Source organism: Fibrobacter succinogenes subsp. succinogenes S85 (assembly GCF_000146505.1).
GTDB classification, from domain to species: domain Bacteria; phylum Fibrobacterota; class Fibrobacteria; order Fibrobacterales; family Fibrobacteraceae; genus Fibrobacter; species Fibrobacter succinogenes.
Genome location: NC_017448.1, coordinates 409,564 through 432,687, shown reverse-complemented (window position 1 = coordinate 432,687; position 23,124 = coordinate 409,564). Strand labels below are relative to the sequence as shown.

Genomic DNA, 23,124 nt, shown 5'->3' with positions numbered 1-23,124 from the left:
TCCGTCGGAAACGGCGGAGTTCTTTTTTGTATATTGACTTTATGCTTCATCGATTTTTGCTTATTGTTATTCTTTTGTCTGTTGTTGTCTTGGGCCGGCCATCGTCTGCAAGCGATGTTCCGTTTGATTCCGTAATGTATTTGTTTGTGCAAAATCCCGATACAAATACTTCAAAAAAGCTGAATTATGTTGAAACTTCGGCAAATGTGGAAATCGTATCTAACTATAAAGATTCTTTGGAAAAAGAGCGCGATATGGCGGTGTTTTATCGGAACACGATAGAACACATCTTGGAGCATTCTTCGAAAGATGACCGAATGGAAAGTTTAAAGAAGGTTGTTGAAGAAGCGGAGATTTTTGATCAGAATGCTTCGGTATATCACGTTTTTTATGCAAATGACAAGCTGGTTATAAAATATTTTTTGAAGGATTTTGAATTCCTGAGCCAAGTGGATTCTGTAAAACCTTTGCTAAAAAAACATATAAAGGGAGACCTGCATTCTGCTGTATATCTCAAGTTGAAACGAGAAATTGAAACTGGAGAAATGGAAGAGTCGCTTAGGGAAATTCCCGATGAGAGCGATCGTGCGTTTATCTACATTGTTCTAAATAGCATGTTTAGGTACAAGGAAGATGTTTCATCGATGATTGAAAATTACAAGTATCAGCTGACGGATGAAAAACAGTTGTATTTCTTGGTCAATCGTTTTTGGCATAAAGAAAATTATGATTCAAAAAAATACTTTGCGTTTTCTTGGGGTGGGGCTGTAATAAAGTCGTTTGGGCGATTGTCTGATAAAATTGGATTAAGTCCCGGTATGTACCTTGGCATTGACTTCGTGCGTAAGGATTTTCTGTACGAATGGTTTATGGATATCAATGGTTGCCAAAATAAGGAACTGGATTCCCTGCAGTTTTATGACATGCGATGGGATTTTAATTTTGGCTATACATTCTTGAAAAAAGATCACTTGAACTTGTTTGGTTATGTTTCTGCGGGGCTGGGCATGAATGGACTTAGCGCTCGAGGTAAAGATTCTAACGACAAGGCGAATAATGATTTGCCAATTCAGTTTAGTCCGGCGTTTGGCGCGGGAGTGATGGTGGACCTGTTCTTTACGGAAAAAAAACATATTCATCATGGACTTCGCTTTAGGACTGGCGTGAGGAGCCTTTTTTCGGGGGATGTCTTGAAAACGTCTGGCGTTAGGTTGTATGCGTCTCTTGAATGGACGTTCCGTGAGTATACAAAGAAGCCTATTGATTTTGACTATTCATTCAGAGAAAGCGGGGTGAAATGATGGCTCGTTGGTTTTTGATGATGCTTGGGGTCATGGTGTCCCTTTCTTTTGCAGCGCGATATACTAGATATAATATCGTTCTTTCCGATTCTTCTGTGGGCTATTCTCAATCGCAGACCGTTGCTCAAAAATTGCAAACGGCTCCAATTGCTTATTACGGTAGCCTTATCCAAAGAACGTATTTGCAGAAGGATTTTTATAATGCGGAGAATGCCGAATTCGAGCAAAGATATCCGCGTGTATACGAGTCTTTTGTCGGGTGGGCCAACTATAAGCAGAAACGCCAGGATAATCTTTTGACGCAGGCTCCAGAACAATACCAGAAGATGTTTGAACAGCGCTATGCATTGATGAATATAAAGGGCTTTTTCTTGATCCACGATGAAATACGTGTGGAAAAAATCTATGACAAGGCGACCCATACATGGGTGACTCCCAAACCTGAAGATGCGAAAAAGGAACTGTTTTCTTTTGCGTATGTCGGACCGGATATTTCTCAAGATTCTTCGTGGATAATTTCCCAGAGAATGATGGTGCTTTTGCCCAATTCCGAAGACCAGACTGTTCCGGTTAAAAGAATCTTTTTCATGGATGGATATTCGGAAGAGTGCTATTCCTTGATGGATACTTCGATTCTTGATAAGATTCATTACGTTCCGCATCGATTGAAGTATGATGTGAAGCCGACAGCTGCAATGTCTGCTCGTGAAAAGATGCAAGCCTTTGTAGAAAGCGGGGATTTTGCATCTGCGGGTGCTTTGGCGGAGTCGGCGGACTTGTCGCCTCGTTCAAAAATCCTTATGAAAATTCTGAATAAGGAATATGATTTTATTGTAAATGAAGATTCAACGGGACTCTATCTTGATGATTACAATGGGGTGGTTTACACAGATCGGCTGGATGATGCTTTAAATGATGCCGCTATGCATGAATATGTCAGTGGCAGGTATTGTAAGTCGTTGCAGGATAACCCAGATGTGGATTCGGCTTTGGTTTGCAAGGCTGTCAAAAAGGTTGCTTTAAGAGAAATGCCGAAGCCTGTAGTGCATTGGATGGGGCCTATTCGCTTTAACGCGTATGCCGATTTTGGACGGCCATTCTTGGCGGGCGATTTCCCGGACTTTGATCCTGTATTTTATCTGGGATTTGGTTTTAATGTTTACTTAGGCAATTGGTTTGGCGGACTTGGGCTTAGCATTCGCAGTTTGGATGCCAAGTGCGATTCGTGCGGTACTGGGGACTTTGGTGCGCATGTGGAAATTGGATATTTATGGTTGAAAAAGGATTATATTGAAAGCGGCGTTTGGTGCAATTTTGGATTTGCGGCGATAGAGGTTCCTCCGCAAAAGGGCGTTGAAGATCCAAAGTACCTGCATGAACGCTATTTCCGCTATGGCTTTGGCATTTATGTTGAAGCGCTGTTCCCGAAGCTAATTGGGAGACCTGTTGATAGTTTCTTTGAGCAGGGGATAGGGAACCGTTTTGGTGTGCGACTGAAGCTTGGGGCGCAGAACATCAATATTTCGGATATCGGGCAGGCGAAGGGGCTTTCGCCGTTTGTCTCGCTTGGCATTACCTGGCATTGCATGGGCGTGCGTTAAGCGTGAGACGAGGGGGCGACATGCGCAAATTTGTGCGCTGGGTCTTAGGTATAAAAAAGAACACCACCTCAATGAGATGGTGTTTAGTGGATGATGCAGGGGTCGAACCTGCGACCCGCTGATTAAGAGTCAGCTGCTCTACCAACTGAGCTAATCATCCATGATTTGGTCGCCTTTTGGCTATGTCTTTTTGCAAAAATCAAAAGTCGCAGTTTCAAAGTTCGTTAGATTCCACTTTCGCTTTCAAAAACGCTTAGCTTTGTCTGACGCTTTTGTATTTGCAATACCTTGCCTTTCGGTTTGGTATTTAGTGGATGATGCAGGGGTCGAACCTGCGACCCGCTGATTAAGAGTCAGCTGCTCTACCAACTGAGCTAATCATCCATGATTTGGTCGCCTTTCAGCAATGTCTTTTTGCAAAAATCAAAAGCCGCAGTTTCAAAGTTCGTTAGACGCTTAGCTTTGTCTGACGCTTTTGTATTTGCAGCACCTAGCCTTGCGGTTTAGTGCTTAGTGGATGATGCAGGGGTCGAACCTGCGACCCGCTGATTAAGAGTCAGCTGCTCTACCAACTGAGCTAATCATCCATAGTCGCTTAGGACGCGCACAATTATAGAAAAGAAAAAACGCATTGGCAAGGGGATTTTAAAGAAAAAAGAAAAAAAATGTGGAATTATGAAAAGAATCCGCTCGTTGAAATTTGCTGGATTACGTCGCATGGCCAGACAACAATGGAATTGGTTTCATTGAACTTGTAACGCACAAGCGCGTTGACGTGAATTGTTATTTTATTTAAATTTTACGTAAAATTTTATTTCTTTGCCCTGGTTATCGAGGAAAATCATGAAAAAAACAATTTTAGACGTTTTGTTTGCGACTATGATGGTCGTGACAATTCTTGTCGCCTGTAGTGATGAATCTAGCGATGAAACTCTCCCAAGAGAAATCATTACGGAGGTCAACTCGATTTACGAACTTGGAATATGTGGCGATGAAAATGAAGGCGATACTGTTTACGCCAAAAAAGAAGATGCTGATTACTATTGCCACAGCGAAAACTGGATTCCTGTTTCCAAGAAAGATTCTTTAAGTTCTGCAAAATCATCTAGTAGCAAGGCCAGTTCCTCGTCCAAAGTCAAGGACGATCTGAAGTCCTTCACGGATCTTTGTAAGGCGTCCGGTGGTACCGCAAAAGACGGTGCTTGCGTCTGTAAAAACGAACTTTGCGACGTTGGTGCCGTTTGCAACACCATTACTGGTGTTTGCGGAAACCAAAGCAAACCTTCCGATATATCTTCGGACTCCAAAAAAAGTTCCTCTTCCGCGGCTCCAACCTTCAACGACTTGTGTAAGGCATCCGGTGGCTCCATGAAAGATGGCGCCTGCGTCTGTAAAGGCGAGGTCTGTGACGAAGGTGCCGTTTGCAACACTGTCACGGGTGCTTGCGGAAACCAGGTCAAGCTCAGCTCATCCTCTGTTGCCGCCTCTTCTGAATCCAAGTCAAGCTCTTCCTCGGCATCCGCTCCGACCTTCGATGACTTGTGCAAGGCTTCTGGTGGTACCGCGAAAGACGGTGCTTGCGTCTGCAAGGAAACTGCTTGTGACGAGGGTGTTCTTTGCAATACCAAGAGCAAGGAATGCGCTAACAAGGACGTCCTTGAAAAGGAATGCGGCGACAGCTACACGAACTCCTGCTCTAACAGCCCTGCAAATATCGGTATCGTAAAGGAATGTGTAAAAGGAGTTATTGTGAACCGCTCGTGTGGCTTGGTCTCCTGTAACGAAAAGGGCACGGATTGCGGCGAATGCCTCGACAACGTGCAGACCTGCACCGAAGACAAAAACTTCAAGGCGACAGTCACCCGCTGCGAAAAGGGCGAGAAGGTGACCGAGAGCTGTAACGGGAAATCCTGCGACCCGCGCGACAACGGTTGCGGCGAGTGCACGAACTACGAACACACCTGTACCAACGATGACGAAGGAAAGGGAACCGTCTACGAGTGCGTCGCCGGCGAAGCTAAGAAAGCCGTTTCCATATGCGGCAACAAGTCGTGCCGTACCGACAAGGCCATCTGCGGCGAATGTCTTAACGGCGAACTGAGGTGCGACAACGACATCAATAACAACGCCATCATGTACAGGTGCGTCGACGGGCAATGGGAAAGGCTCCATAACAAGTTCGACCCGCTTGACAAGGAGTATTACAAGTGCCCCGTCGCTTGTAGAGAAGGCTACCCTATAGATAAGATGATAGACCAATGCAACACGGATCAATGTTCTGATTGCGATCCTTGCTGGGGACGTTCCGAAAGTGGATGGGACGATTTCAATCCCTGCTACAACGAAGAACGTTGCAAGCAAATTCTCAAGGACGAAGACCCCGACTACCCGCCGTTCAGAAGTTTCGAGACGAAACAGAAATGGAAGGAACTGATTCCTAGTAAAAAGATGGCCGCAAAAACCGTTCACGGGTACAACTGGAATAATCACAAACCAGTCTCCTCTCCTGATGAACGCGTGGAAGATTTCGAATTCGACCTTACAAACGAGACGAGACACGTAACATGCAATATCCAGGGTACCTACTTCGGAGTTTGCCACAATTCTCTCCAAACCTGCATCAACACAAGTTATCACACTGGCGGATACATGGTGGTCTGCGCTAACGGAGAACTTGTTGACGAAGAGAAGGAAGGTGACGGAATTGCTTGCCATTGCGAAGATCTTGGCAATAAAAATGCATACGGATGTTGCTACACCAGAAGTGCCTGCTTCAAGTCGACCAACTGGGCTACAGACCGCTGCGCTAAGCCCTCAAAAAAAGACGAAGAAGATTAAATTTACATAGCGTGCTAAAATGAGCCTCAACTCCAACCGTCTGGACGCTTTTCTTTCGCACCTCGGGGTAGAACGGAATCTATCCCCGGTGACGATTCAAAGCTATCAGGAGGATTTGAGGCATTTTATCGCCTGGCTTGACGAGAACGGTATTGATCTTAAGGACTTGCAGCCCGAAAAGCTGGACGAATTCTTGACGCTTACGGCGGGGCAAGAAGAGTATTCCCCGACATCGGTTGCGAGGCATTTTTCGAGCTTGCGCGGGTTCCTCAAGTACATGCAGATCCAGGGCGAGTACGATTACAGCACGGAATCGATGCTTGCAACGCCAAAGCTTGGCCATTACCTGCCGCAGTACCTGACCCGTGAAGAAATCGACAGCGTTTTTGAGAGTGCAGCGAACGGTAAGAATCCGCTCCGTGATACGGCTTTGATTGAGCTCATGTACAGTGGCGGGCTTCGTATTTCGGAAGCGCTTGGCATCAAGCTTTCGCAAATTGACCTTGAAAATGAATGGCTCATGCCGATTGGCAAGGGCAATAAGCAGCGTCTTGTACCGCTTGGGAGCAAGGCAAAGGAAAATCTCCGCGCCTGGATTGAAGAAGGGCGCCCTTTAACGCATCCGACAACGGACAATATCATCCTGAATGCGCATGGTAAGCCGATGAGCCGTATGGGCGCCTGGAAAATTGTGCAACTGCATACGATGCACTTGAGCAAACAGGTTTCGCCGCATACGTTCCGCCATAGCTTTGCTACGCACTGCCTGGAGGCGGGTATGGACTTGCGTGTATTGCAAGAGCTGCTCGGCCATGCGGATATCAGCACTACGCAAATTTACACGCACGTCGATAAAGACTTTATCAAGCAAGAACATCGCAGTTTCCATCCGAGGGAGATGGGCGGGAAGTAGGCTACTTTTTACTAAAACTTTGTATATTTATCGTATGCGAGTTTGTGTAAAATGTTTTGCTTTTTTGAGTGCTTTGTCGCTGTTTTTTGTATGTAATGCATTTGCCGAGGCATCGACTTCGCGCGATTCTGTGATGAACTTGTTTGTTCATGATTATGAAGAGACTAAATCTATAGATTCGTTGAGCCTCGTTGAAAAATTCAGCGAATCAGAAATGCTTCGGCAAGAGTTTGACCAGGTCAAGTATCTTCGCAATGCGATGAGAAAAGCTTTGCAAGATGATAACCTTGTACGTTTAAAGAAACTGGTTGATGTTGCTGAGTCGTATGAAAAGACGTCTACTTATTTTATAATTCATGATAGCGAAAAACTTCTCTTGAAATACTTTTTAGGCGATTTTGAATCGCTTAGTGATGTTCAATTTGTATCGCGTTATAATGCAAGGCCGGATTATGTTTACGATACGTTCCATAAAACCTTTAAGGAAAAATTGAAAGCAGAAATTGAATCTGGAATACTTGATGAAAAACTCAAAAGTGTTGAAAACGAGAGTGACAGGATTTTTATTTGTATTGTATTAAAGGGTTTCTTTAAATACAAATATGATGTTCCATCATTGATTGAAGAACACAAACTCCAATTGAAAAAACGAGAACAGTTAGAATATCTAGTTGATGCTTATTGGGATAAAAAGGAAGTTGACCCGCTCAAGTCATATACGTTTTTCTTAGGTGGTTCCTATGTCGCCTTTTTAGGAGATATTTCGGATAAGGTTAAGAATGGTTTTGGTTTTTATGGGGGGACAAACTGGTATTGGAACAATGTAAGTTTTGAAGGCCAAATCAACGCGCATTTCAATGATGTCCGATCCAGTGATACTCTTCATTTTTCCAATTTGGGCTGGAACTTAAATGTTGGCTATTACTTTAGGGATATTTCGTTGTTGTGTTATTTAACGACTGGTGTTGAAGCCGATTTCTACGGTGAAAATAAAAGTAACGATGATAAAAATAGATCAAGCATGGATTCGTATCAGGTTTATCCGGTGTATGGTGCTGGAATCCTGTACGATATGTTTTATCTTCGTTTCAGATCGGGTATAAAAAATATTTGGGGGGATCATACTGTAAATGCTTCTGGATTTAGGTTTTATATGTCAATTGAGTTTTCTATTCCTGTGTTGACTATGAAACCGGTTGAATTTGTTTATCCTGATACCATGGAACGCTAATATGGTTAAGTACATTTTTGCAATTGTATTGACGCTGCTGTCTTATAGCTTTGCATATGACGATATGTTGGTGAATTCGGTAACAGTGGCGAAAAAGCTAGAAACCGCGCCTGTAGCTTATTATGGCTCGCTCATCACGGGTAATGTGTACAGCGAGGATAGGTTGCCCTGGGTCAATTTTGATAAGGAATATCCGGATGTCTATAAATCTTTTATGGAATGGTCTGAACTGAAAACGGCCCGAATGCAACGTGATTTGGCCGAAGCGCCCGAGATTGTCCGCAAAACATTTGAACTGCGCTCGCAAAAAGAAACAAATGGTTTTTATTTAATCCATAACATTATTCATGTAGACAAAATTTATGACAAAGAAACTAAAACTTGGGTGGATCCGCCTGTCGAAAAAACAAAAAAGGTCTTCACTCAATTTGCATACATGGGTCCTGATATTTTAAAGGATTCTTCTTCGTTTAAATTGATCCTGCGCGTGATTGCTGTACCCAAATTTGATTCAGAAATTCCGAATAAGAGAATTTTCTTTTTGGAAGGTGTATCTGAATCAGTTGCTTTTTTGGATGTTCAAAGCTTGGAAAATGTACAATTTTTCCCATACCGTTTGAATTATGGCGTGGAACCTAACTCGGCGATTGAAGTACGTAAACGCATAGAATCTCTTGTCTACGATGGTGATTATGCAACTGCTGTTCAGCTTGTGGATTCTGCGGACTTGTCGCCACGATCAAAAGCTCTTTTGAAATACTTGAATCGTGATTATGAATTTATTTTAAATAAAGATTCTTCATCAAATTATTTGGTAAGGCAAAGTACGTATCGATACGAAGATGGTCTTGATTTGCTTTTGAATCGTGTTGCAGAACGTGATTATCATGAAAATTTTAAATGTGAAGATTTGCAAGATAAGCCCGAAGTCAATAAAGATTTGGCATGCCCTGTGATGAAATCAATTGCTTTAGGAAAAATGTTAAAATCCCTGATTGAAGGGGAGTCCTCTTTCAGTTTTGGCTTGGGTAGCGATTTTGGTATTCCGTTTTTGGCTGGGGATTTCCCGGATTACAAACCATATTTCTTCTTTAATGTCGCTTTAGATTTTAGGATTTATAATGTTTTGTTCTCTTTTGAATTCAATACACGATCCTTGGATGAAAAGTGCGATTCCTGCGGCTTTTTTGATTATGGAATACATTCTTTGCTAGGTTATAGAGTGCTTAGGACAAAATATTTTGAAGGGGCCGCATTTGCAAATTTGGGTACCGCTTTCTATGTGGTTCGCAGAGATGGTGAAGAAAAACGCGAAAACAGGCAAGAACGTTATTTCCGTTACGGCTTTGGGGCGTATGTGGATTATCTTTTCCCGAGTCTTGAAGGCAAGACCATGCCTGAGGGCGATCCAATAACGGGGCGAATTGCAATTCGTTTGAAGGCCGGATTTCATAATATGAAAGCTTCGAAATATGGTCATTCCAAAGGAATTTCGCCGTATATATCGCTTGGGTTTAGGTTGCGTGGTGATGTTGTCAAGCTTTGGAAAGTCTCTGATTTTGCTAAATTAGAGTATCAAAACTGATTATGGATCGTCTTCTCGCTATATTATTGCTTGCATTGTCAGTGGCTGTTTCGGCAACTTGGGCCGGACCGCTTTCTGCTCCGTTTACGCACGACGGGCTGTTTGCAAATGCGTCAATGGGAATGGGGTATGCGTCTTTTGAAAACGCCGATGGCGAGGAATCCTTGACTGCCAATGGTTTTGGTGCAAGGGTGCATGGAAAACTCGGTTTTTATGTCGTGCCGGATTTGGCGTTGCATGCGAATTTGGGGTACGTGATGTATTCTAATTTCCAAGAGGCGCGCTATGGGCTTGCGACTTATATGGATCACGATTTTTACGTGCTGAGTTCCGTTTATTTAGGCGTTGGCGCAACGTATTATGTACCCGGGTGGAACAATGTGTTTATTAGCGGGTCACTGGGCTTGACGGGTTATAACCTGAATTGCCATAAATATTCTGGGAATACGGGGCTCAGTGCGCTTAGCTTTGATATTGAAGTGGGCAAGGACTGGTGGGTTGGTGAACATACCGCTATTGGGGTGTCGCTAGCCTATAATTCGGGTGAATACTGGTCCGATGACGATGGCGTATTTCGCTCGTCTTCCATGATGCTTTTGTTCTCGGTGGCATTGAATTAAAAAATCGGCAGCATAGCGCTACCGATCTTAAATCTTACGACTTCGCTCAGAATTACTAAAACATCTTTCGTCTTTAGTCTGTAGCGAAGCGTTCTTTCGTCTTTTTCTATCTCTCGAGTTTGAAGTAAACTGCCGCGAGAGGCGGAAGCTTGATGTTCAAGCTCCATTCACGATTCTGCCATGGAACATCTTGCGTCCAGACTTCACCGAGATTGCCGACGTTGGAGCCGCCGAACATGGCTGCATCGGTGTTGAAAATTTCTTTCCAAGCACCGCGAGCAGGAGCGCCCAGACGGTAATCGTTACGGACAACCGGCGTGAAGTTGAACACGCAGAGAATCATGTTGCCATGGTCATCCTTGCGGACGAAGCTTACGATGGAATTGTCGGCGTCGTCGCACCAGATCCATTCAAAGCCGGTGTAGTAATGGTCAATTTCCCATAGCGGAGCATTTTCCTTGTAGATGTGGTTCAGAACCTTCATCATTTCAAGGAGCTTGCCGTGGCTATCCCAGCTGACCAAGTGCCAGTCAAGCGAGCGCTTTTCGTTCCATTCGCGGAACTGACCGAATTCGTTGCCCATGAAGTTGAGCTTCTTGCCCGGGTGTGCGTACTGGAAAGCGTAGGTGAGGCGGAGGTTTGCAAACTTCTGCCAGTTGTCGCCAGGCATCTTGCCGAGCATGGAACCCTTGCCGTGTACCACTTCGTCATGGCTGAAAACTTGTATGAAGTTTTCAGAATAAGCGTAGACCATGCTGAACGTAAGCTGGTTATGGTGGTACTTGCGGTGGATCGGTTCGTGCTGGATGTAGCTCAAGAAGTCGTTCATCCAGCCCATGTTCCACTTGTAGTGGAAGCCGAGACCGCCCTGCTCTGGCGGGCGAGTGATGCTCGGGAAGCTTGTTGATTCTTCGGCGATGAGGATGGCATGCGGGGTCAGGCGACCCATGATGCTGTTCAAGTGCTTCAGGAATTCGAGCGTATCGTAGTTGATGTTGCCGCCGTCCTTGTTTGGCACCCATTCGCCCGGACCCTTACCGTAGTCGAGGTAAAGCATGGAGGCTACAGCATCGACGCGGAGACCGTCGCAGTGGAATTCCTTGAGCCAGTACATCGCGTTTGCAATGAGGAAGTTCTTGACTTCGTTACGGCCGAGGTTAAAGATGTATGTGCCCCAGTGCGGGTGTTCGCCCTGACGCGGGTCGGCATGCTCGTAGCAGGCAGTGCCGTCGAAACGTCCGAGAGCGTGTGCATCCTTCGGGAAGTGGGCCGGAACCCAGTCCAAAATCACGCCGATTTCGTTCTGGTGGCAAAGGTCCACAAAGTGGCGGAATTGGTCCGGTGTGCCGTAGCGGCTCGTGGGGGAGTAGTAACCGGTAACCTGGTAGCCCCAAGATTCGTCGAGCGGGTGTTCGGCGAGCGGCAAGAATTCCACGTGCGTGTATCCCATTTCCTTGAGGTACGGGATGAGGCGTTCGGAGAGCTCGTCCCAGTTGAGGAAACGGTCCGGATTAGCCGGGTCGCGACGCCAGGAACCGGCGTGGACTTCGTAAATGTTCATCGGAGCGCCAAAGACCTTTGTGGCCCAGTGCGTCTTCATGTAAAGATCATCGCCCCATTCGTAACCGTCGAGGTGTGTTGTGATGGAGGCTGTTGCCGGGCGGACTTCGGCGAGCTTTGCAAGCGGGTCCACCTTCACATGGAGGTTCCCGTCGGCGCCGTGAATTTCAAAGCGGTAGAGTTCGTTTTCACCAAGATTCGGAATGAAGATTTCCCAAATGCCCGAGGCACCGAGCATGCGCATCTGGTGACGGCGGCCGTCCCAGCTGTTGAAGTTGCCGACCACAGAAACGGCACGAGCGTTCGGAGCCCAGACGGCGAAGTGAACGCCCTTGAATCCCTGGTGTTCGATGATGTTGGCGCCGAGCTTGCGGTAAAGTTCGTAGTGCGTGCCTGTTGCAATCAGGTGGCGGTCAAAGTCGCTGAGGACCGGCAAGAATGCATACGGATCGACGAGCGTGTATTCGATGCCGTCGCCCTGCTTGATGATGAGCTTGTAAAAGAACGGCTTGTATTCCAAGTCGAGGATGGCTTCGAAAAATCCTGTGTCGCCAAGCTTCACAAAATCAAATTCTTCAGTGCCGTCGCACGATTCACCGCGGACAAAGCTGGCCTGCGGCTGGTAGGTGCGGATGACGGTCTTGATCCCGCGATCGGTTTCGAGCGGGTGGATACCTAAAATTGAAAACGGGTCTTTAGTCTTGAAGTCCCAAATTGCCTGCATGTTTTCTGCGGTCAGGCTCGTGAAATCGTTCCATTCCATAGATTTTCTCACTTAATGTTTTTAACGCAAAGAAAAATAACATAAAATGGGAATGTTATGCGAATAATTGCGATAAAAACCGTAATATTTTGATAATTAATTAGACGAGAGACCGCTTCGCTGGTAGACGAGTGACGAGAGTAGAAAAAATCGCAGCTTCGCTGCCAAACTATAACTTTCGTCTCTCGTCTGTAGCTTGCTTTGCAAGCGTTCTTTCGTCTTGAATTATTTTGTTACATTTATTTACAATGGAGGCTTACAATGGCTGTAGTGATGGAAGAAAATGCAAATCCGATGAAGTTTGAAAAGCTTTTTAAGGTGACGCCCGAGATGATTGATGAAAACAAGCACATGAATAATGTGTGGGCGGTGCAGTGGGTTCAGGATATCTCGATTGCTCATTCGGATTCCGTTGGAGCAACGGATGTGATGTACCAGTTCGGTTGCGGTTGGATGATTCATACGCAGTTTGTGGAATACAAGAATCAGGCGTTCTTGGGCGATGAAATCCGTGGTACGACTTGGGTCGCTGGCTACAGCAAGGTCGCGAGCGTACGCAAGTGCCGCTTTGAACGCGTTTCTGATGGCAAGGTCGTGTTTGAATCCGAGACGCAGTGGGTTCTCATGGATATGAAAAAGGGAAGGCCGTTTGCCATCCCTCAAGAAATTAAAGACCGCTTTCAAGTGAAGTAGTCGTTTTACATTTTTGTCCCTTTCACAATGCGATAGAGCGTTTCGAGCTCTTTCGCATTTAATATTTTCGGCACAGGGTAAAGCGGGTTTGCTTCCTTGCTTGCCGACTTCGCGAGTCTTGGAATGTCTTCGGTTTGGATAAATTCCAAGTGTTCCGGAATATCCATAGAGCGGTTCAACTCGCGAATTTGCATAATGAAGACTTTGGAGGCTTCATGGTTGTCAAGCTCTGCTGGGACTGCTCCAATGGCTTTTGCAAAGAATCCGAGGCGCGTTTCGCAAGTTTCGCCGTAGAATTCCAGAACGTGCGGAAGAATAACTGAGTTTGCAAGCCCGTGAGGCGTGTGGTACATACCGCCAAGGCTATGTGCAATGGCGTGAACGTAGCCGACGTAAGCGCGAGTGAATGCATACCCAGCGAGGTATGCCGCTTTCTGCAAGTTTTCACGGGCCTTGATGTTGTGACCGTCGCGATAGGCGTTCTGGATGTTCTCAAGAATCAGGCGACCAGCCAAGATGGCGGCTTCGGCACTTCCGTCGAAATTGCTGTTGCCAATGTAGGCTTCAATGGCGTGCGTGAGCGCATCCATACCGGTAGTTGCCGTAAGATTGGCGGGCAAGTTGAGCGTAATATTGGCATCGAGAATCGCGAGACGCGGAATCAAGACGAAGTCGTTAATCGGGTACTTCTCATGCGTCTGCGGATTGGAAATCACGGCGGCCACAGTCGCTTCGCTCCCTGTCCCCGCCGTCGTCGGGATGGCTACGAGATACGGAATCTTGCGAAGAACGCGTAGCGTCCCTCGCATAAACGAAATCGGTGTCCAACGTCTAACAATGCGGATGCCCACGCCCTTTGCGCAGTCAATGGCAGAACCGCCACCAAATGCGACGAGCCCTTTGCATTTGTTCTTGCGGTAAATGCGTGCTGCATCGTTGATATTGTCTATGGTCGGGTTCGGAATAGTCTTGTCGTAAATGGCATACTTGATTCCCGCTTCTTCCAAGTATTTCTTGATGTTTAGGAAGTGTTCGCTCTTGACCAAGAACTCATCGGTAACGAGCAGAACGTTCTCTATGTCATTTGCCTTGAGGTGCTTGGGGAGTTCGCTTAAAGTCCCTGCTCCGTGAATAAGTTGCGGCTCGCGCCATGGCATAAAGTGTACGCCAACAAAGAACGCTTTTTGGAATGCTCGGCAGGCGAATCTGTAAAGGAAAGATGCCATAAGTGACCTCCTACATCGACTTTAAAAAGCGTAACGCTTTTTCTGCAAAGTTTTGAATTTTAGAACGCAAACTGCCCGGAATAATTCCATAGGGCGGGTGGAAAAATGTCACCGCATCGAACCCTTTCTGCTCCATGATATTGCGTTCATGGCTAAATGTCTTGAATCCGAAAAATCCGTGGTAATTGCCTGTACCGCTCATGCCCACACCGCCAAAGGGAACCTCCAAATTTTCGATTTGGATAATGGTGTTGTTCACGCAAGTGGAACCGGATGTGGTATGGCTCAAAACGTAATTGATATCGCGTTTGTTTGTACCAAAGATGTACAGCGCTAGTGGTTTTGGGCGGCTTTGTACAAATGCAATCGCTTCGTCAAGATTCTTGTAGGCGATAATCGGCATAATCGGTCCGAAAATTTCGGACTTCATAATTTCCATGTCGGGCGTGACATTTGTAAGCACGGTGACTGGCGTGTAGCAATTTTCGATATCGCTCACTCCGCCGATGACTTGTTTAGCGCCTTTGGCAATTGCATCCTTGATGAGTGCAGCATGGCGCTCTGTGGCGCGCTTGTCAACGATGTGTACAAGGTCTTTGCTTTCGTGACGCTTGGCTTCGGTATCGCCGAATCTGCGTTTGATATCTTCGGCAAAAGCTTCTGCAAATTCTTGAACTTTATCTTCTGGGCAAAGGGCGTAATCCGGCGCGATGCAGGTTTGCCCGCCGTTTAGCGTTTTTCCCCAAGCAATCTGTTTGATATGCTTCTTGATGTTTATGCCGGGGAGCAGAATCGTGGGGGACTTTCCGCCAAGTTCAAGCGTGATGCTGGCATGGTGCTTGGCTGCCATTTCTGCAATGTGCGCGCCGACCTTCGGACTCCCCGTAAAAAATACATGGTCAAACGGAAGCTCTAATAGCTTGTCTCCAATTTCAGCCCCTTCACCTTCGATGAGTGCGATTTCATTTTCCGGGAAGTTTTCCTTAAACATCTTCACGAGAACAGCGCTCACGTGCGGCGTCTTGTGCGATGGCTTTGCCATAATCACGTTGCCAGCCGCAATTGCCGAAATAATCGGGTTCACGAGCAACAAGAACGGATAGTTCCACGGCGCAAAAATCAGTACGCGGCCTTTGGGCTCGTAGTGGAGGCGGCTTTTGGACGTGGGCAAAAAGAAAACTCGACTAGCGCTTTTGTCCTTCATCCATTTTTTCAGATGGCTAATTGTGTGGTCGATTTCTTCAATCGTCGGAAAAATTTCACTGAGCCAAGCTTCAAAACGCGGCTTGTGGAAGTCCTGCCAAACTGCTTCGTAAAACTCTTCCTGATGCTTCACGACGGCTTCGCGAAGCTTTTTCAGTTTTTGAATACGCTCTTTGGCACTCGTCTGGGCTATTTTCCAGCGATTTTCCCCTTGAGCATCAAAAATCTTTTTGATATCTATCCCATGTATTTCGTTCATACTCAATAAGATAGAACATATTGGGCAAAAAAGGCGTTTTAGGTGGCGAAAAACAAAGCTTTTTTAAAAATTTTTCTGTTTCATCTATTCATGTATTTTTGTAAATTGAAACTATGGGTTCCATAATTAAGTATAAAGGCAAAGTCCCACAGGTGGGAAAGCGCGTGTTTATCGCTGAAGGCGCATGCCTCGTGGGCGATGTGAGCATTGGCGATGATTCGTCTGTGTTTTACAATGCGGTGTTGCGTGCCGATTTGGCAGAAATCAAAATTGGCAAGCGTACAAATATCCAGGATAATGTGAGTGTCCATGTTTCGACAGGTGTCGGTGTGAACATTGGCGACGAGGTGACTGTTGGTCATGGTGCGGTGCTTCACGGCTGCACAATCGAAGATAACGTTCTCGTAGGCATGGGTGCAATTATCATGGACGGAGCCCTTATCATGAAAAATTGCATCGTCGGTGCGGGCGCGCTTGTGACGGCTGGAAAAAATTTCCCCGAGAATTCTTTGATTGTGGGATCTCCAGCGCACATCGCTAGAACTCTGACTGCAGATGAAATTAAAAACGTAAAGATTGGCGTAGAACACTACTTGGACGCAAAGGATGAACTTCTAAAAGATGTATAAGTTCTTTTTCCTAATAAATCCGGTGAGTGGAGGTGGACAAGGAAAGGTTATCCATAAATTTCTTCCTGAAATTATGGAGTCTATGGATTTTAAGGCCGACGAATGGAAGGCTGAATTCACGCGCAAGGAAGGAATGGAAGAGCAAATTTTGACGGCTCTTTCTTCGACGGAAAAACTTGTTGCGGTGGGTGGCGACGGTACGGTTTCGTCTGTACTATCGATGATGCTCATGTCGGAGTATGCTGATAAAGTTCAGATTGGGCTTATCCCGCTTGGTACAGGCAATGACCTGGCTCGCGTGCTCGGGCTTTACAAACCGTTTGCGGATAAGGGACTTTTGTACTTGGTGCGCAGGCTCTTGATGGCGAAGTCTAGACCGTTTGATATTTGGACGGTGAATGATAAGTTTGCGCTTGCCAATTATTTCTCTGCAGGCATTGATGCCCGTATTGCGCATGATTTTAACCATGACCGTGCAACCGGTGTCATTTCTTCAAATTCTGTGATTGCAAACAAGCTGCATTACGTCAAGCGCTTCTTTGCAGACCGAGCATACCATTTGAAAAGTGGTAAACTTTCGATGGTTGAGAATACGCCGGAACTCAAGGAAACCGTAGATTTGACGGGGCATACGACGGTCATTGTCGGGAATATCCCTAGTTTTGCCAGTGGCGCCAATCCGTTCTTCCAGTCAGACATGGCGGATGGCTATTTGGAAGTTGTCTGCGTGCCGAACATGCTGAATTTCTTGCTTGCGATTGCGGTTGGGAACATTCCGGTCATCGGTTACTTCTTGAAGAAGAACTTGCTCAAGTCGCGTAAGGTGCGCTCGCTGACGCTTGAACTTGCAGATGATGAATACATCCAGCTTGATGGCGAAGATTTAAGCGGCAAGGTGGGCAACCGCGTTACCATTCAGTTTGCATGTCAAGTCCACATGCTCACGCTAGAGGAATAATGTTTTCAGTTTCTTTATCTGAAATTCTTGAAACGATGAATCTTAAAATGCCTTCAAACGAGGGCGTTTTAAATTTTGAACTGACTGGATTTTCTTCGCTCGATCAGGCGGGAATGCACGATGTCTCGTTCTGGACGGGCGACGCCAAGACAGAAACGGGGCTTGCAGGAAATGCCGGTGGCGTGAGCGCAAGTGCTTTTGCGGGCGTTACGGCAGGGCTCCTCTTTGTGCCGAGTTTGTATGAAAAGTATTGCGTAGATGGTCGTTCGGAACTCTTGCCGAATGTGCATTTTGTATGCCCGGTTGAAAGTCCGTACCATGCGATGGTGACGTTCATGAAGGAATTTGTGGAACGTCGTGAAGTTTTTGAAGAAGCGAAAATTGCTGCTTCTGCACAAGTTCATGCTTCGGCAGTTGTCGAGGGTGTGGTAGGCGAGAACGCTATCATCGGCCCGAATTGCGTGGTGATGAAGGGTGCTACGATTGGCGCAGGTACGATTCTTGAAGCGAATGTGACTGTTTATCCGCGTGTGACGATTGGCGAAGATTGCGTGTTCCAGGCGGGTGTTGTCGTGGGACCTCGTGGTTTTGGATTTTACGAGTACGAAGGCAAGCGATGTATGGTCCCGCATTTGGCGGGAGTCCGCATCGGGAACCGCTGTAGCTTTAGCGCTAATGACGTGGTCGCGGCGGGCTTTGTCTCTCCGACGGTGATTGGCGATGATTGTCATTTCGATACGTTCGTGCAAGTGGCGCATAACTGCCGCCTTGGAAACAACATCATGATGGCATCGCAGTCTGGCGTGGCGGGTTCCGTGATTATGGAAGATGACGTGGAATTTGCTGGTGGTGTGCAGTCGGCGGGGCATTTGACGATTGGTAAGGGCGTGAAGGTTGCCGCGAAAGCGGGTGTTACCAAGAGCCTCAAGGCGGGCAAGGTTTACGCGGGCTACCCGGCCGAAGAAATTGACGTCTGGCGCCGCTCCGTCGTGAAACTCCGAATGATGGGAAAGAAATAGGCGGCTGTGCCGCCACAGTTGGTAGAACTTAGCCCGCTCCGCTCTTAGAACTTAGGCTTCCATTTTAAAATCTAAGTTCTAAGCTCTAAGTTCTAAGTTCTTAACTTTCAAGTGTGCATTTTTTTTATAAATTCCCGTTATCTAAATGAAAAAAGATTCTCGTAAAAGCCCGCGTGAGTGGGAATTTAGTTCTGCGTCTTTGTCTTATGGCAAGGCAAACGTAAAAATTGAAGTCCAGGAGTATAATCCGCAACTGGAGCCTCGTGTTGAATGGCGCGTGGGCGGTCGTTCTTTTTACAGTACCGATTGCGCAAAGTGCTTCACGGATTTGAAGTTCAGCGTGGCCCGTACCGCAATTTACGAATCGGGCGAAGGCGTTCATGCTTTGACGCTTGCGTCCCCGGAACACCTTGCACCAGTATTCTTGATGTGGCCTTCTCGCCGCTTTGTGGTCGATGTCACCTGCAACGAAGAAAGTGACAAGGGGTGTGTTGCTGAACTCCCGTTGATGGACGGTAGTGCGCTTCCGTTCTTTAGCGAATTTCGCAGAAATGTGGGTGCGCCTGAAGAACTCGCTTTTTACGATGCTCCGGTGCATGCTTTGTGGGACTTGCCTTACGGTTCCGTGAAAATCACGCCGAGCGAAGCGTTCGAAGTGGAATACATCCTGGAACGAAACGAAAACGGTCGCGTCTTTAAGTCGGCGGCGAATGTTTCTATTTACTCCGCAGAAGACTTGTACAATGTCTTTGCGGCGAGAACTTTCATTTTAAAAAACGAATTTGACGAAGCCCGCAAGGCAGGTTTGCTTGGCGGGGTGGATGAATCCTGTGGGCTCTTGCTTGACAATTCTCCGGAGGCTGTAGCCCCCGTGTTTAGAGTTGCCGATGAACCCGCTCGTCATAAAATCCTCGACCTGTTGGGAGACCTTTGCTTTGCAAAGCCCGCACTCCCGAAAGTTCGTCTGGAAATCATCAACGGTGGTCACTTGAGCCACAGAACAATCTTAGAAAAGGTGTTGCCCTATGCTTTACAATGAAGAACAAGTACATGCCCTCCTCCCTCAGAAGGCTCCGTTTGCTTTCGTGGACGAAATTCAGGAAATCACCGAAGGTGACCAGCCGTCTATCGTTGCTGTTTGGCACGTGACGGGCAAGGAAAAGTTCTTTGACGGTCATTTCCCGAACAATCCGGTGCTCCCGGGCGTGATTCAGATCGAATCCATGGCTCAGGCCGCAACGCTCTTGACGATGATCGCGAAGAAGGCTGATGTCGAAGGCAAGCGCCCGGCATTCATGGGTGTCGAAAACTGCCGTTTCCGCGCTCCGGTGATTCCGCCGCAGGACTTGACGCTCAAGGCTACGCTCGTGATGGCTCGCCATGGCATTTACAAGTACACTGGCGAAATCTGGCAGGGCGAAACGCTTATCTGCAACGCCTCCTTTAGCGCTGCAATGGTCTAATTAAGGCTGAGTTATGACGCGAACTGACGATAAATTGAACGTGTTGATTCTAGCGGCTGGGCTTGGCACAAGGCTGAGACCTTTGACGTCGGAAATCCCGAAGCCGTTGGTTCGCGTTTATGACAAAAGCATTCTCGAAATCCAGATGGAGCGGGCGAAGTCGCTTGGCGATGTCCGCTTGCACGCGAATGCGCATTATTTGGCCGACCAAATTGTAAGCGAGGGTGAACGCCTTGGCTTTGAAAAGGTCTGGGTCGAAACGCCGGAAATCCTCGGGACTGCAGGCCCCTTGCGCCGGATTTATGCGGCCGGGTATCGCGGTGGCCTCTTGATTATGAATGGCGACGCGTACTGCAATTTTGACTTGGGTGCGTTTGTGCGGAATGCACGAAATCGCAGTGAAGTTGCTCTCCTGGCGGTTGATTTCCCGAAGGTGAACACGTTCCGCGTAGGGGCTGATGGTTGCCTTGCGGGTGTTGCTGGACGTTTCGGTGCCGATACGGGAACGGCTGCGACGTTCTCTGGAATTTCGTGGTACAGCGATGAAGCGCTTGCGAGAATCCGCGACGGTGAGTTCGATATCCGTGAATTCTGGAAACAGGAAATTGCGGCTGGCCGTGCGCCGTTTGTCGATATGTCGCAGTTGCATGCCACGTGGATTGATATGGGATCGCCTGAAGGCCTCATGGCTGCTGTGGAAGCGCGTTTGGCGGAATGTGGTCGCGACAAGAATGAAGCGGTTGTGGAACCCGGCGTTGTCATTCCTGACGGTGTGAAAATTGCGCATTCCGTGATTTTTAAAGGTGCCGAAATTCAACCTGGCGAGACCATCGAAAACGAAATCCGCGGAAAAGGTTTCTCTTGGCAGATCCCGCCTAACCACTAACCACTGTCTACTTCCTACTTCTAACTTCCTACTATCCTATGCGTAAATTTAGAGTTGTTTTAGTTGAACCGGAACACCCGCACAATGTGGGTTTTGTCGCACGTGCCATGCATTGCTATGCATTGCCGGAACTTTATATTGTCTATCCGAAGCGCGACAAAGTCTTGGACAAATCTTACCATACGGCCGCCAATAGCCATGACATTCTGGATAACGCAAAGGTCGTCCACAAGTTTGAAGATGCCATTGGCGATTGCTCTTGCGCTGTCGCATACAGCCGTCGCATTTTTGCAAGTTCCATTAAGCATACGATGGTGCAGAATTTGTCTGATATGCTCCCGGAAGATGGAACGATTGCACTTGTGTTCGGTCGTGAATCTTGCGGGCTTGCACTTGAAGAAGTGAACGCTTGCACGTACCAGTGCGAAATTCCGGTGCCGGGACTCATGAGTTTGAATCTTGGACAAGCGGTCTCGATTAGCTTGTACGAACTTTGCCGTTCCGGGGCTCTCGCGAACGGCGAGGGCCGCGCGAAGCGCACAACGCGAGGCGTTGCCGAAACGGGTCCTGCAACTATTCAGCAGATTGATGGCTTCAAAAAGTTCCTTGATCGCTATCTCACGGGTCAGTATCACGATCAGGCATGGCGCGATAGCTTCCTCAACACGCTCTTGCAGCGTTTGCACCCGACGCGTAACGAACTCTCGGCATTGTTCGGTTTGCTCCGCAATTTGGCAGGCAAGCCCGCTCGTTTGGAACATGCCGCTGAGAAGGCTGCAAAGCAGGCCGCGCAGAATGCTGAACAGGATGAAGCGCCGAAAGCTGAAAAATCGCAGAAGTCCAAGTAGTACTACGCCGGAGATGATATGTACGAAATTTTGCCTTATAGCCCTGAACTAGACCAGCGATTTGACCATTTCGTGGAATCGGAATCGGTGAATGGCACTTTTTTGCAGACTAGGCGTTTTTTGAACTATCATCCCGCAGGCCGCTTTAACGATGCGAGTTTTGCCCTCCAAAAAAGTGGAACTATAGTTGCGTATTTCCCGGGCGTTCTCAAGGATGGTACGTTCGTGTCGCATGCAGGTTCCACGTTTGGCGGCCCCATCATTTCAAAATCGTATTACATGGGTGCAAGGCTTTTTGAAATTCTTCAAGAAGCGGATCAGTATTTAACGACGAATTTTAAGCATTCTATTCTTAAAATAACGCCTCCGCTTTTTGCTGAAGAAAGCCCGGACTTGCTTGAATACGTTTTGGAACATTTAGGCTACACGCGTCATACAGAGCTCAGTAGCCAGACGACACTTTCAAAAGGTGTCGATCCGTTTGAAAATTGCAATCGCAACCAGAGACGTCTTTGGAATTACGCGCAAAAGTTTATTGATGCGCTCCCGGAATCTGAAAAGTGGGAATATCGTGCTATTGAAAGTGACGAAGATATCAGGACTTTCCACAGGTTCCTTGTAATCTCCAAAGAAAAGCATAACACCAAGCCGGTGCATTCCGCCGAAGAACTCATTGACCTTAAAAAGCGAATTCCGCAAAATTTGCGTTTTAGAGGCTTGTTCTTCAAGGGCCGTTATGTTTGCGGCATGATGCAGTTTATTTTCGAAAAAAAACGTATTCTGCACGACCAGTATATTTCACCGGATGAAAGTTTCAGCGAGTTCCATCATACAACTCCCATGAACCTCTTTGCCTTGCGTGAAGCGGCTGAAGAAGGCTTTCTGCATTTTTCATGGGGTATTTCTACCGAAAATGGCGGAAACTTCTTGAACGAAGATTTGCTCCATTACAAGGAATCGTTCGGCGCCACCGCCTGCGTGAACGCTAGATACGAGAAGTAGCTTCTTTCACAAAATCCTCATATTCATAGATGTAATCGGATTTGTCGTAGTGCTCGGAAGCGAGTACCATGCAAACTGCGCCCGAAGAGAAGTTCTCAATTTCGCGCCAATGCATTGTCGGGATGTAAAGCCCGTGATAGGAACGGTTCAGCGAATATTTGGAACGCTTTTTGCCGTCGTCCAGAATCACGTCAAAACTACCGCTTGCAGCGATAATCAGCTGACGTAGCTTGCGATGGGCATGGCCCCCGCGGGTTGTTCCGCCTGGAACGTCGTACAGGTAGTACAAGCGCTTGATATCAAACGGGATGAGTTCTCCGCCTTCAACAACGCTCAAGTTGCCACGCTGGTCGTGAGCGATGGGAATATCAATTAAACGTGGTTCTTTAAGCTGTTCTTCGTTCCATTCCATGCCGTTAATATAACAAAAACATCTCAAAATCAGATGGCTTGCCGGTGCTTTCGTAACTTCTTTGGACGATTTCACAATGGGGGTGGGATGATGGGGGAAAATTGCTATATTTGG

Annotated in this window: 20 protein-coding genes and 3 tRNA genes; 16 read left to right on the top strand and 7 right to left on the bottom strand. The window is 47.0% G+C overall.

The features are described 5' to 3' along the window. The first annotated feature begins 26 nt into the window (after positions 1–26). Together FSU_RS01820 and FSU_RS01815 are read left to right on the top strand one after the other, a co-directional pair. Positions 27–1,301 carry a hypothetical protein gene (locus FSU_RS01820; protein WP_244263693.1) on the top strand — a complete coding sequence of 425 codons (1,275 nt, stop codon included), beginning with the start codon at positions 27–29 and terminating at the stop codon, positions 1,299–1,301. Next, entirely contained in the window at positions 1,298–2,902 is a 1,605-nt protein-coding gene (locus tag FSU_RS01815; protein WP_014545207.1) for a hypothetical protein, read from the top strand. The genes FSU_RS01820 and FSU_RS01815 overlap by 4 nt, the downstream gene beginning before the upstream one ends. Before the next feature lie 87 nt (positions 2,903–2,989). Here FSU_RS01815 and FSU_RS01810 read toward each other — a convergent pair. From FSU_RS01810 to FSU_RS01800, 3 genes are all read right to left on the bottom strand, one after another. Continuing rightward, positions 2,990–3,062 (bottom strand) — tRNA-Lys (locus FSU_RS01810). Between the two features lie 151 nt (positions 3,063–3,213). After that, positions 3,214–3,286, bottom strand: a tRNA-Lys gene (locus FSU_RS01805). A gap of 130 nt (positions 3,287–3,416) precedes the next feature. Further along, positions 3,417–3,489: transfer RNA gene (locus tag FSU_RS01800), tRNA-Lys, on the bottom strand. Between the two features lie 256 nt (positions 3,490–3,745). Here FSU_RS01800 and FSU_RS01795 point away from each other — a divergent pair. The 5 genes from FSU_RS01795 to FSU_RS01775 are packed head-to-tail and all read left to right on the top strand — an operon-like array spanning position 3,746 to position 10,089. Beyond that, the gene (locus FSU_RS01795; protein WP_015732509.1) at positions 3,746–5,740 is read left to right on the top strand and encodes a hypothetical protein; all 1,995 of its coding nucleotides are present in this window, start codon (positions 3,746–3,748) and stop codon (positions 5,738–5,740) included. Positions 5,741–5,759: 19 nt separating this feature from the next. Beyond that, complete coding sequence (locus tag FSU_RS01790) at positions 5,760–6,653, top strand: tyrosine recombinase (protein WP_014545205.1); 894 nt, start codon at positions 5,760–5,762, stop codon at positions 6,651–6,653. 34 nt (positions 6,654–6,687) lie between these two features. Beyond that, positions 6,688–7,884: a hypothetical protein gene (locus FSU_RS01785; RefSeq protein WP_014545204.1), complete on the top strand. Its 1,197-nt coding sequence runs from the start codon at positions 6,688–6,690 to the stop codon at positions 7,882–7,884. A 1-nt stretch (position 7,885) separates the two neighbouring features. Next, the gene (locus FSU_RS01780; protein WP_014545203.1) at positions 7,886–9,469 is read left to right on the top strand and encodes a hypothetical protein; all 1,584 of its coding nucleotides are present in this window, start codon (positions 7,886–7,888) and stop codon (positions 9,467–9,469) included. Between the two features lie 2 nt (positions 9,470–9,471). Beyond that, positions 9,472–10,089, top strand: coding sequence for a hypothetical protein (locus tag FSU_RS01775; protein WP_015732507.1), 618 nt, complete (start codon positions 9,472–9,474; stop codon positions 10,087–10,089). A gap of 106 nt (positions 10,090–10,195) precedes the next feature. On the opposite strand, the gene glgB is transcribed toward FSU_RS01775, so the two are convergent. Then, on the bottom strand, positions 10,196–12,412 hold the full coding sequence (glgB, locus tag FSU_RS01770) for a 1,4-alpha-glucan branching protein GlgB (RefSeq protein ID WP_015732506.1): 2,217 nt from the start codon (positions 12,410–12,412) through the stop codon (positions 10,196–10,198). A 261-nt stretch (positions 12,413–12,673) separates the two neighbouring features. Between glgB and FSU_RS01765 the strand changes: the two genes are divergently transcribed. Next, positions 12,674–13,105, top strand: a complete 432-nt coding sequence (locus FSU_RS01765) for an acyl-CoA thioesterase (protein WP_015732505.1) — start codon at positions 12,674–12,676, stop codon at positions 13,103–13,105. Between the two features lie 5 nt (positions 13,106–13,110). Here FSU_RS01765 and FSU_RS01760 read toward each other — a convergent pair whose 3' ends face one another. Both FSU_RS01760 and FSU_RS01755 read right to left on the bottom strand, forming a co-directional pair. After that, positions 13,111–14,331 (bottom strand): iron-containing alcohol dehydrogenase, encoded by a 1,221-nt coding sequence (locus tag FSU_RS01760; protein ID WP_015732504.1) that lies wholly within the window; start codon positions 14,329–14,331, stop codon positions 13,111–13,113. 10 nt (positions 14,332–14,341) lie between these two features. Then, complete coding sequence (locus FSU_RS01755; protein ID WP_014545198.1) at positions 14,342–15,793, bottom strand: aldehyde dehydrogenase family protein; 1,452 nt, start codon at positions 15,791–15,793, stop codon at positions 14,342–14,344. A gap of 113 nt (positions 15,794–15,906) precedes the next feature. On the opposite strand from FSU_RS01755, the gene FSU_RS01750 reads away from it, so the two are divergent. The 8 genes from FSU_RS01750 to FSU_RS01715 all read left to right on the top strand — a co-directional run bounded on the left by FSU_RS01750 (position 15,907) and on the right by FSU_RS01715 (position 22,598). Continuing rightward, positions 15,907–16,422 carry a gamma carbonic anhydrase family protein gene (locus tag FSU_RS01750; RefSeq protein WP_014545197.1) on the top strand — a complete coding sequence of 172 codons (516 nt, stop codon included), beginning with the start codon at positions 15,907–15,909 and terminating at the stop codon, positions 16,420–16,422. Continuing rightward, positions 16,415–17,380, top strand: coding sequence for a diacylglycerol/lipid kinase family protein (locus FSU_RS01745; protein ID WP_014545196.1), 966 nt, complete (start codon positions 16,415–16,417; stop codon positions 17,378–17,380). Before FSU_RS01750 ends, FSU_RS01745 begins: the two co-directional genes overlap by 8 nt. Next, the gene (locus FSU_RS01740) at positions 17,380–18,399 is read left to right on the top strand and encodes a UDP-3-O-(3-hydroxymyristoyl)glucosamine N-acyltransferase (protein ID WP_015732503.1); all 1,020 of its coding nucleotides are present in this window, start codon (positions 17,380–17,382) and stop codon (positions 18,397–18,399) included. Before FSU_RS01745 ends, FSU_RS01740 begins: the two co-directional genes overlap by 1 nt. Positions 18,400–18,544: 145 nt before the next feature. Next, on the top strand, positions 18,545–19,438 hold the full coding sequence (locus FSU_RS01735) for a UDP-3-O-acyl-N-acetylglucosamine deacetylase (protein ID WP_014545194.1): 894 nt from the start codon (positions 18,545–18,547) through the stop codon (positions 19,436–19,438). Further along, the gene (gene fabZ / locus FSU_RS01730) at positions 19,425–19,862 is read left to right on the top strand and encodes a 3-hydroxyacyl-ACP dehydratase FabZ (protein ID WP_014545193.1); all 438 of its coding nucleotides are present in this window, start codon (positions 19,425–19,427) and stop codon (positions 19,860–19,862) included. Before FSU_RS01735 ends, fabZ begins: the two co-directional genes overlap by 14 nt. Positions 19,863–19,875: 13 nt before the next feature. Next, positions 19,876–20,748 (top strand): sugar phosphate nucleotidyltransferase, encoded by an 873-nt coding sequence (locus tag FSU_RS01725; RefSeq protein ID WP_015732502.1) that lies wholly within the window; start codon positions 19,876–19,878, stop codon positions 20,746–20,748. 38 nt (positions 20,749–20,786) lie between these two features. Next, positions 20,787–21,596 carry an RNA methyltransferase gene (locus FSU_RS01720; protein ID WP_014545191.1) on the top strand — a complete coding sequence of 270 codons (810 nt, stop codon included), beginning with the start codon at positions 20,787–20,789 and terminating at the stop codon, positions 21,594–21,596. Between the two features lie 18 nt (positions 21,597–21,614). Beyond that, entirely contained in the window at positions 21,615–22,598 is a 984-nt protein-coding gene (locus FSU_RS01715; RefSeq protein WP_014545190.1) for a GNAT family N-acetyltransferase, read from the top strand. Here FSU_RS01715 and FSU_RS01710 read toward each other — a convergent pair. Then, the gene (locus FSU_RS01710; RefSeq protein WP_014545189.1) at positions 22,582–23,010 is read right to left on the bottom strand and encodes a sugar 3,4-ketoisomerase; all 429 of its coding nucleotides are present in this window, start codon (positions 23,008–23,010) and stop codon (positions 22,582–22,584) included. The two genes, FSU_RS01715 and FSU_RS01710, sit on opposite strands and share 17 nt — an antisense overlap. Between the last annotated feature and the right edge of the window lie 114 nt (positions 23,011–23,124).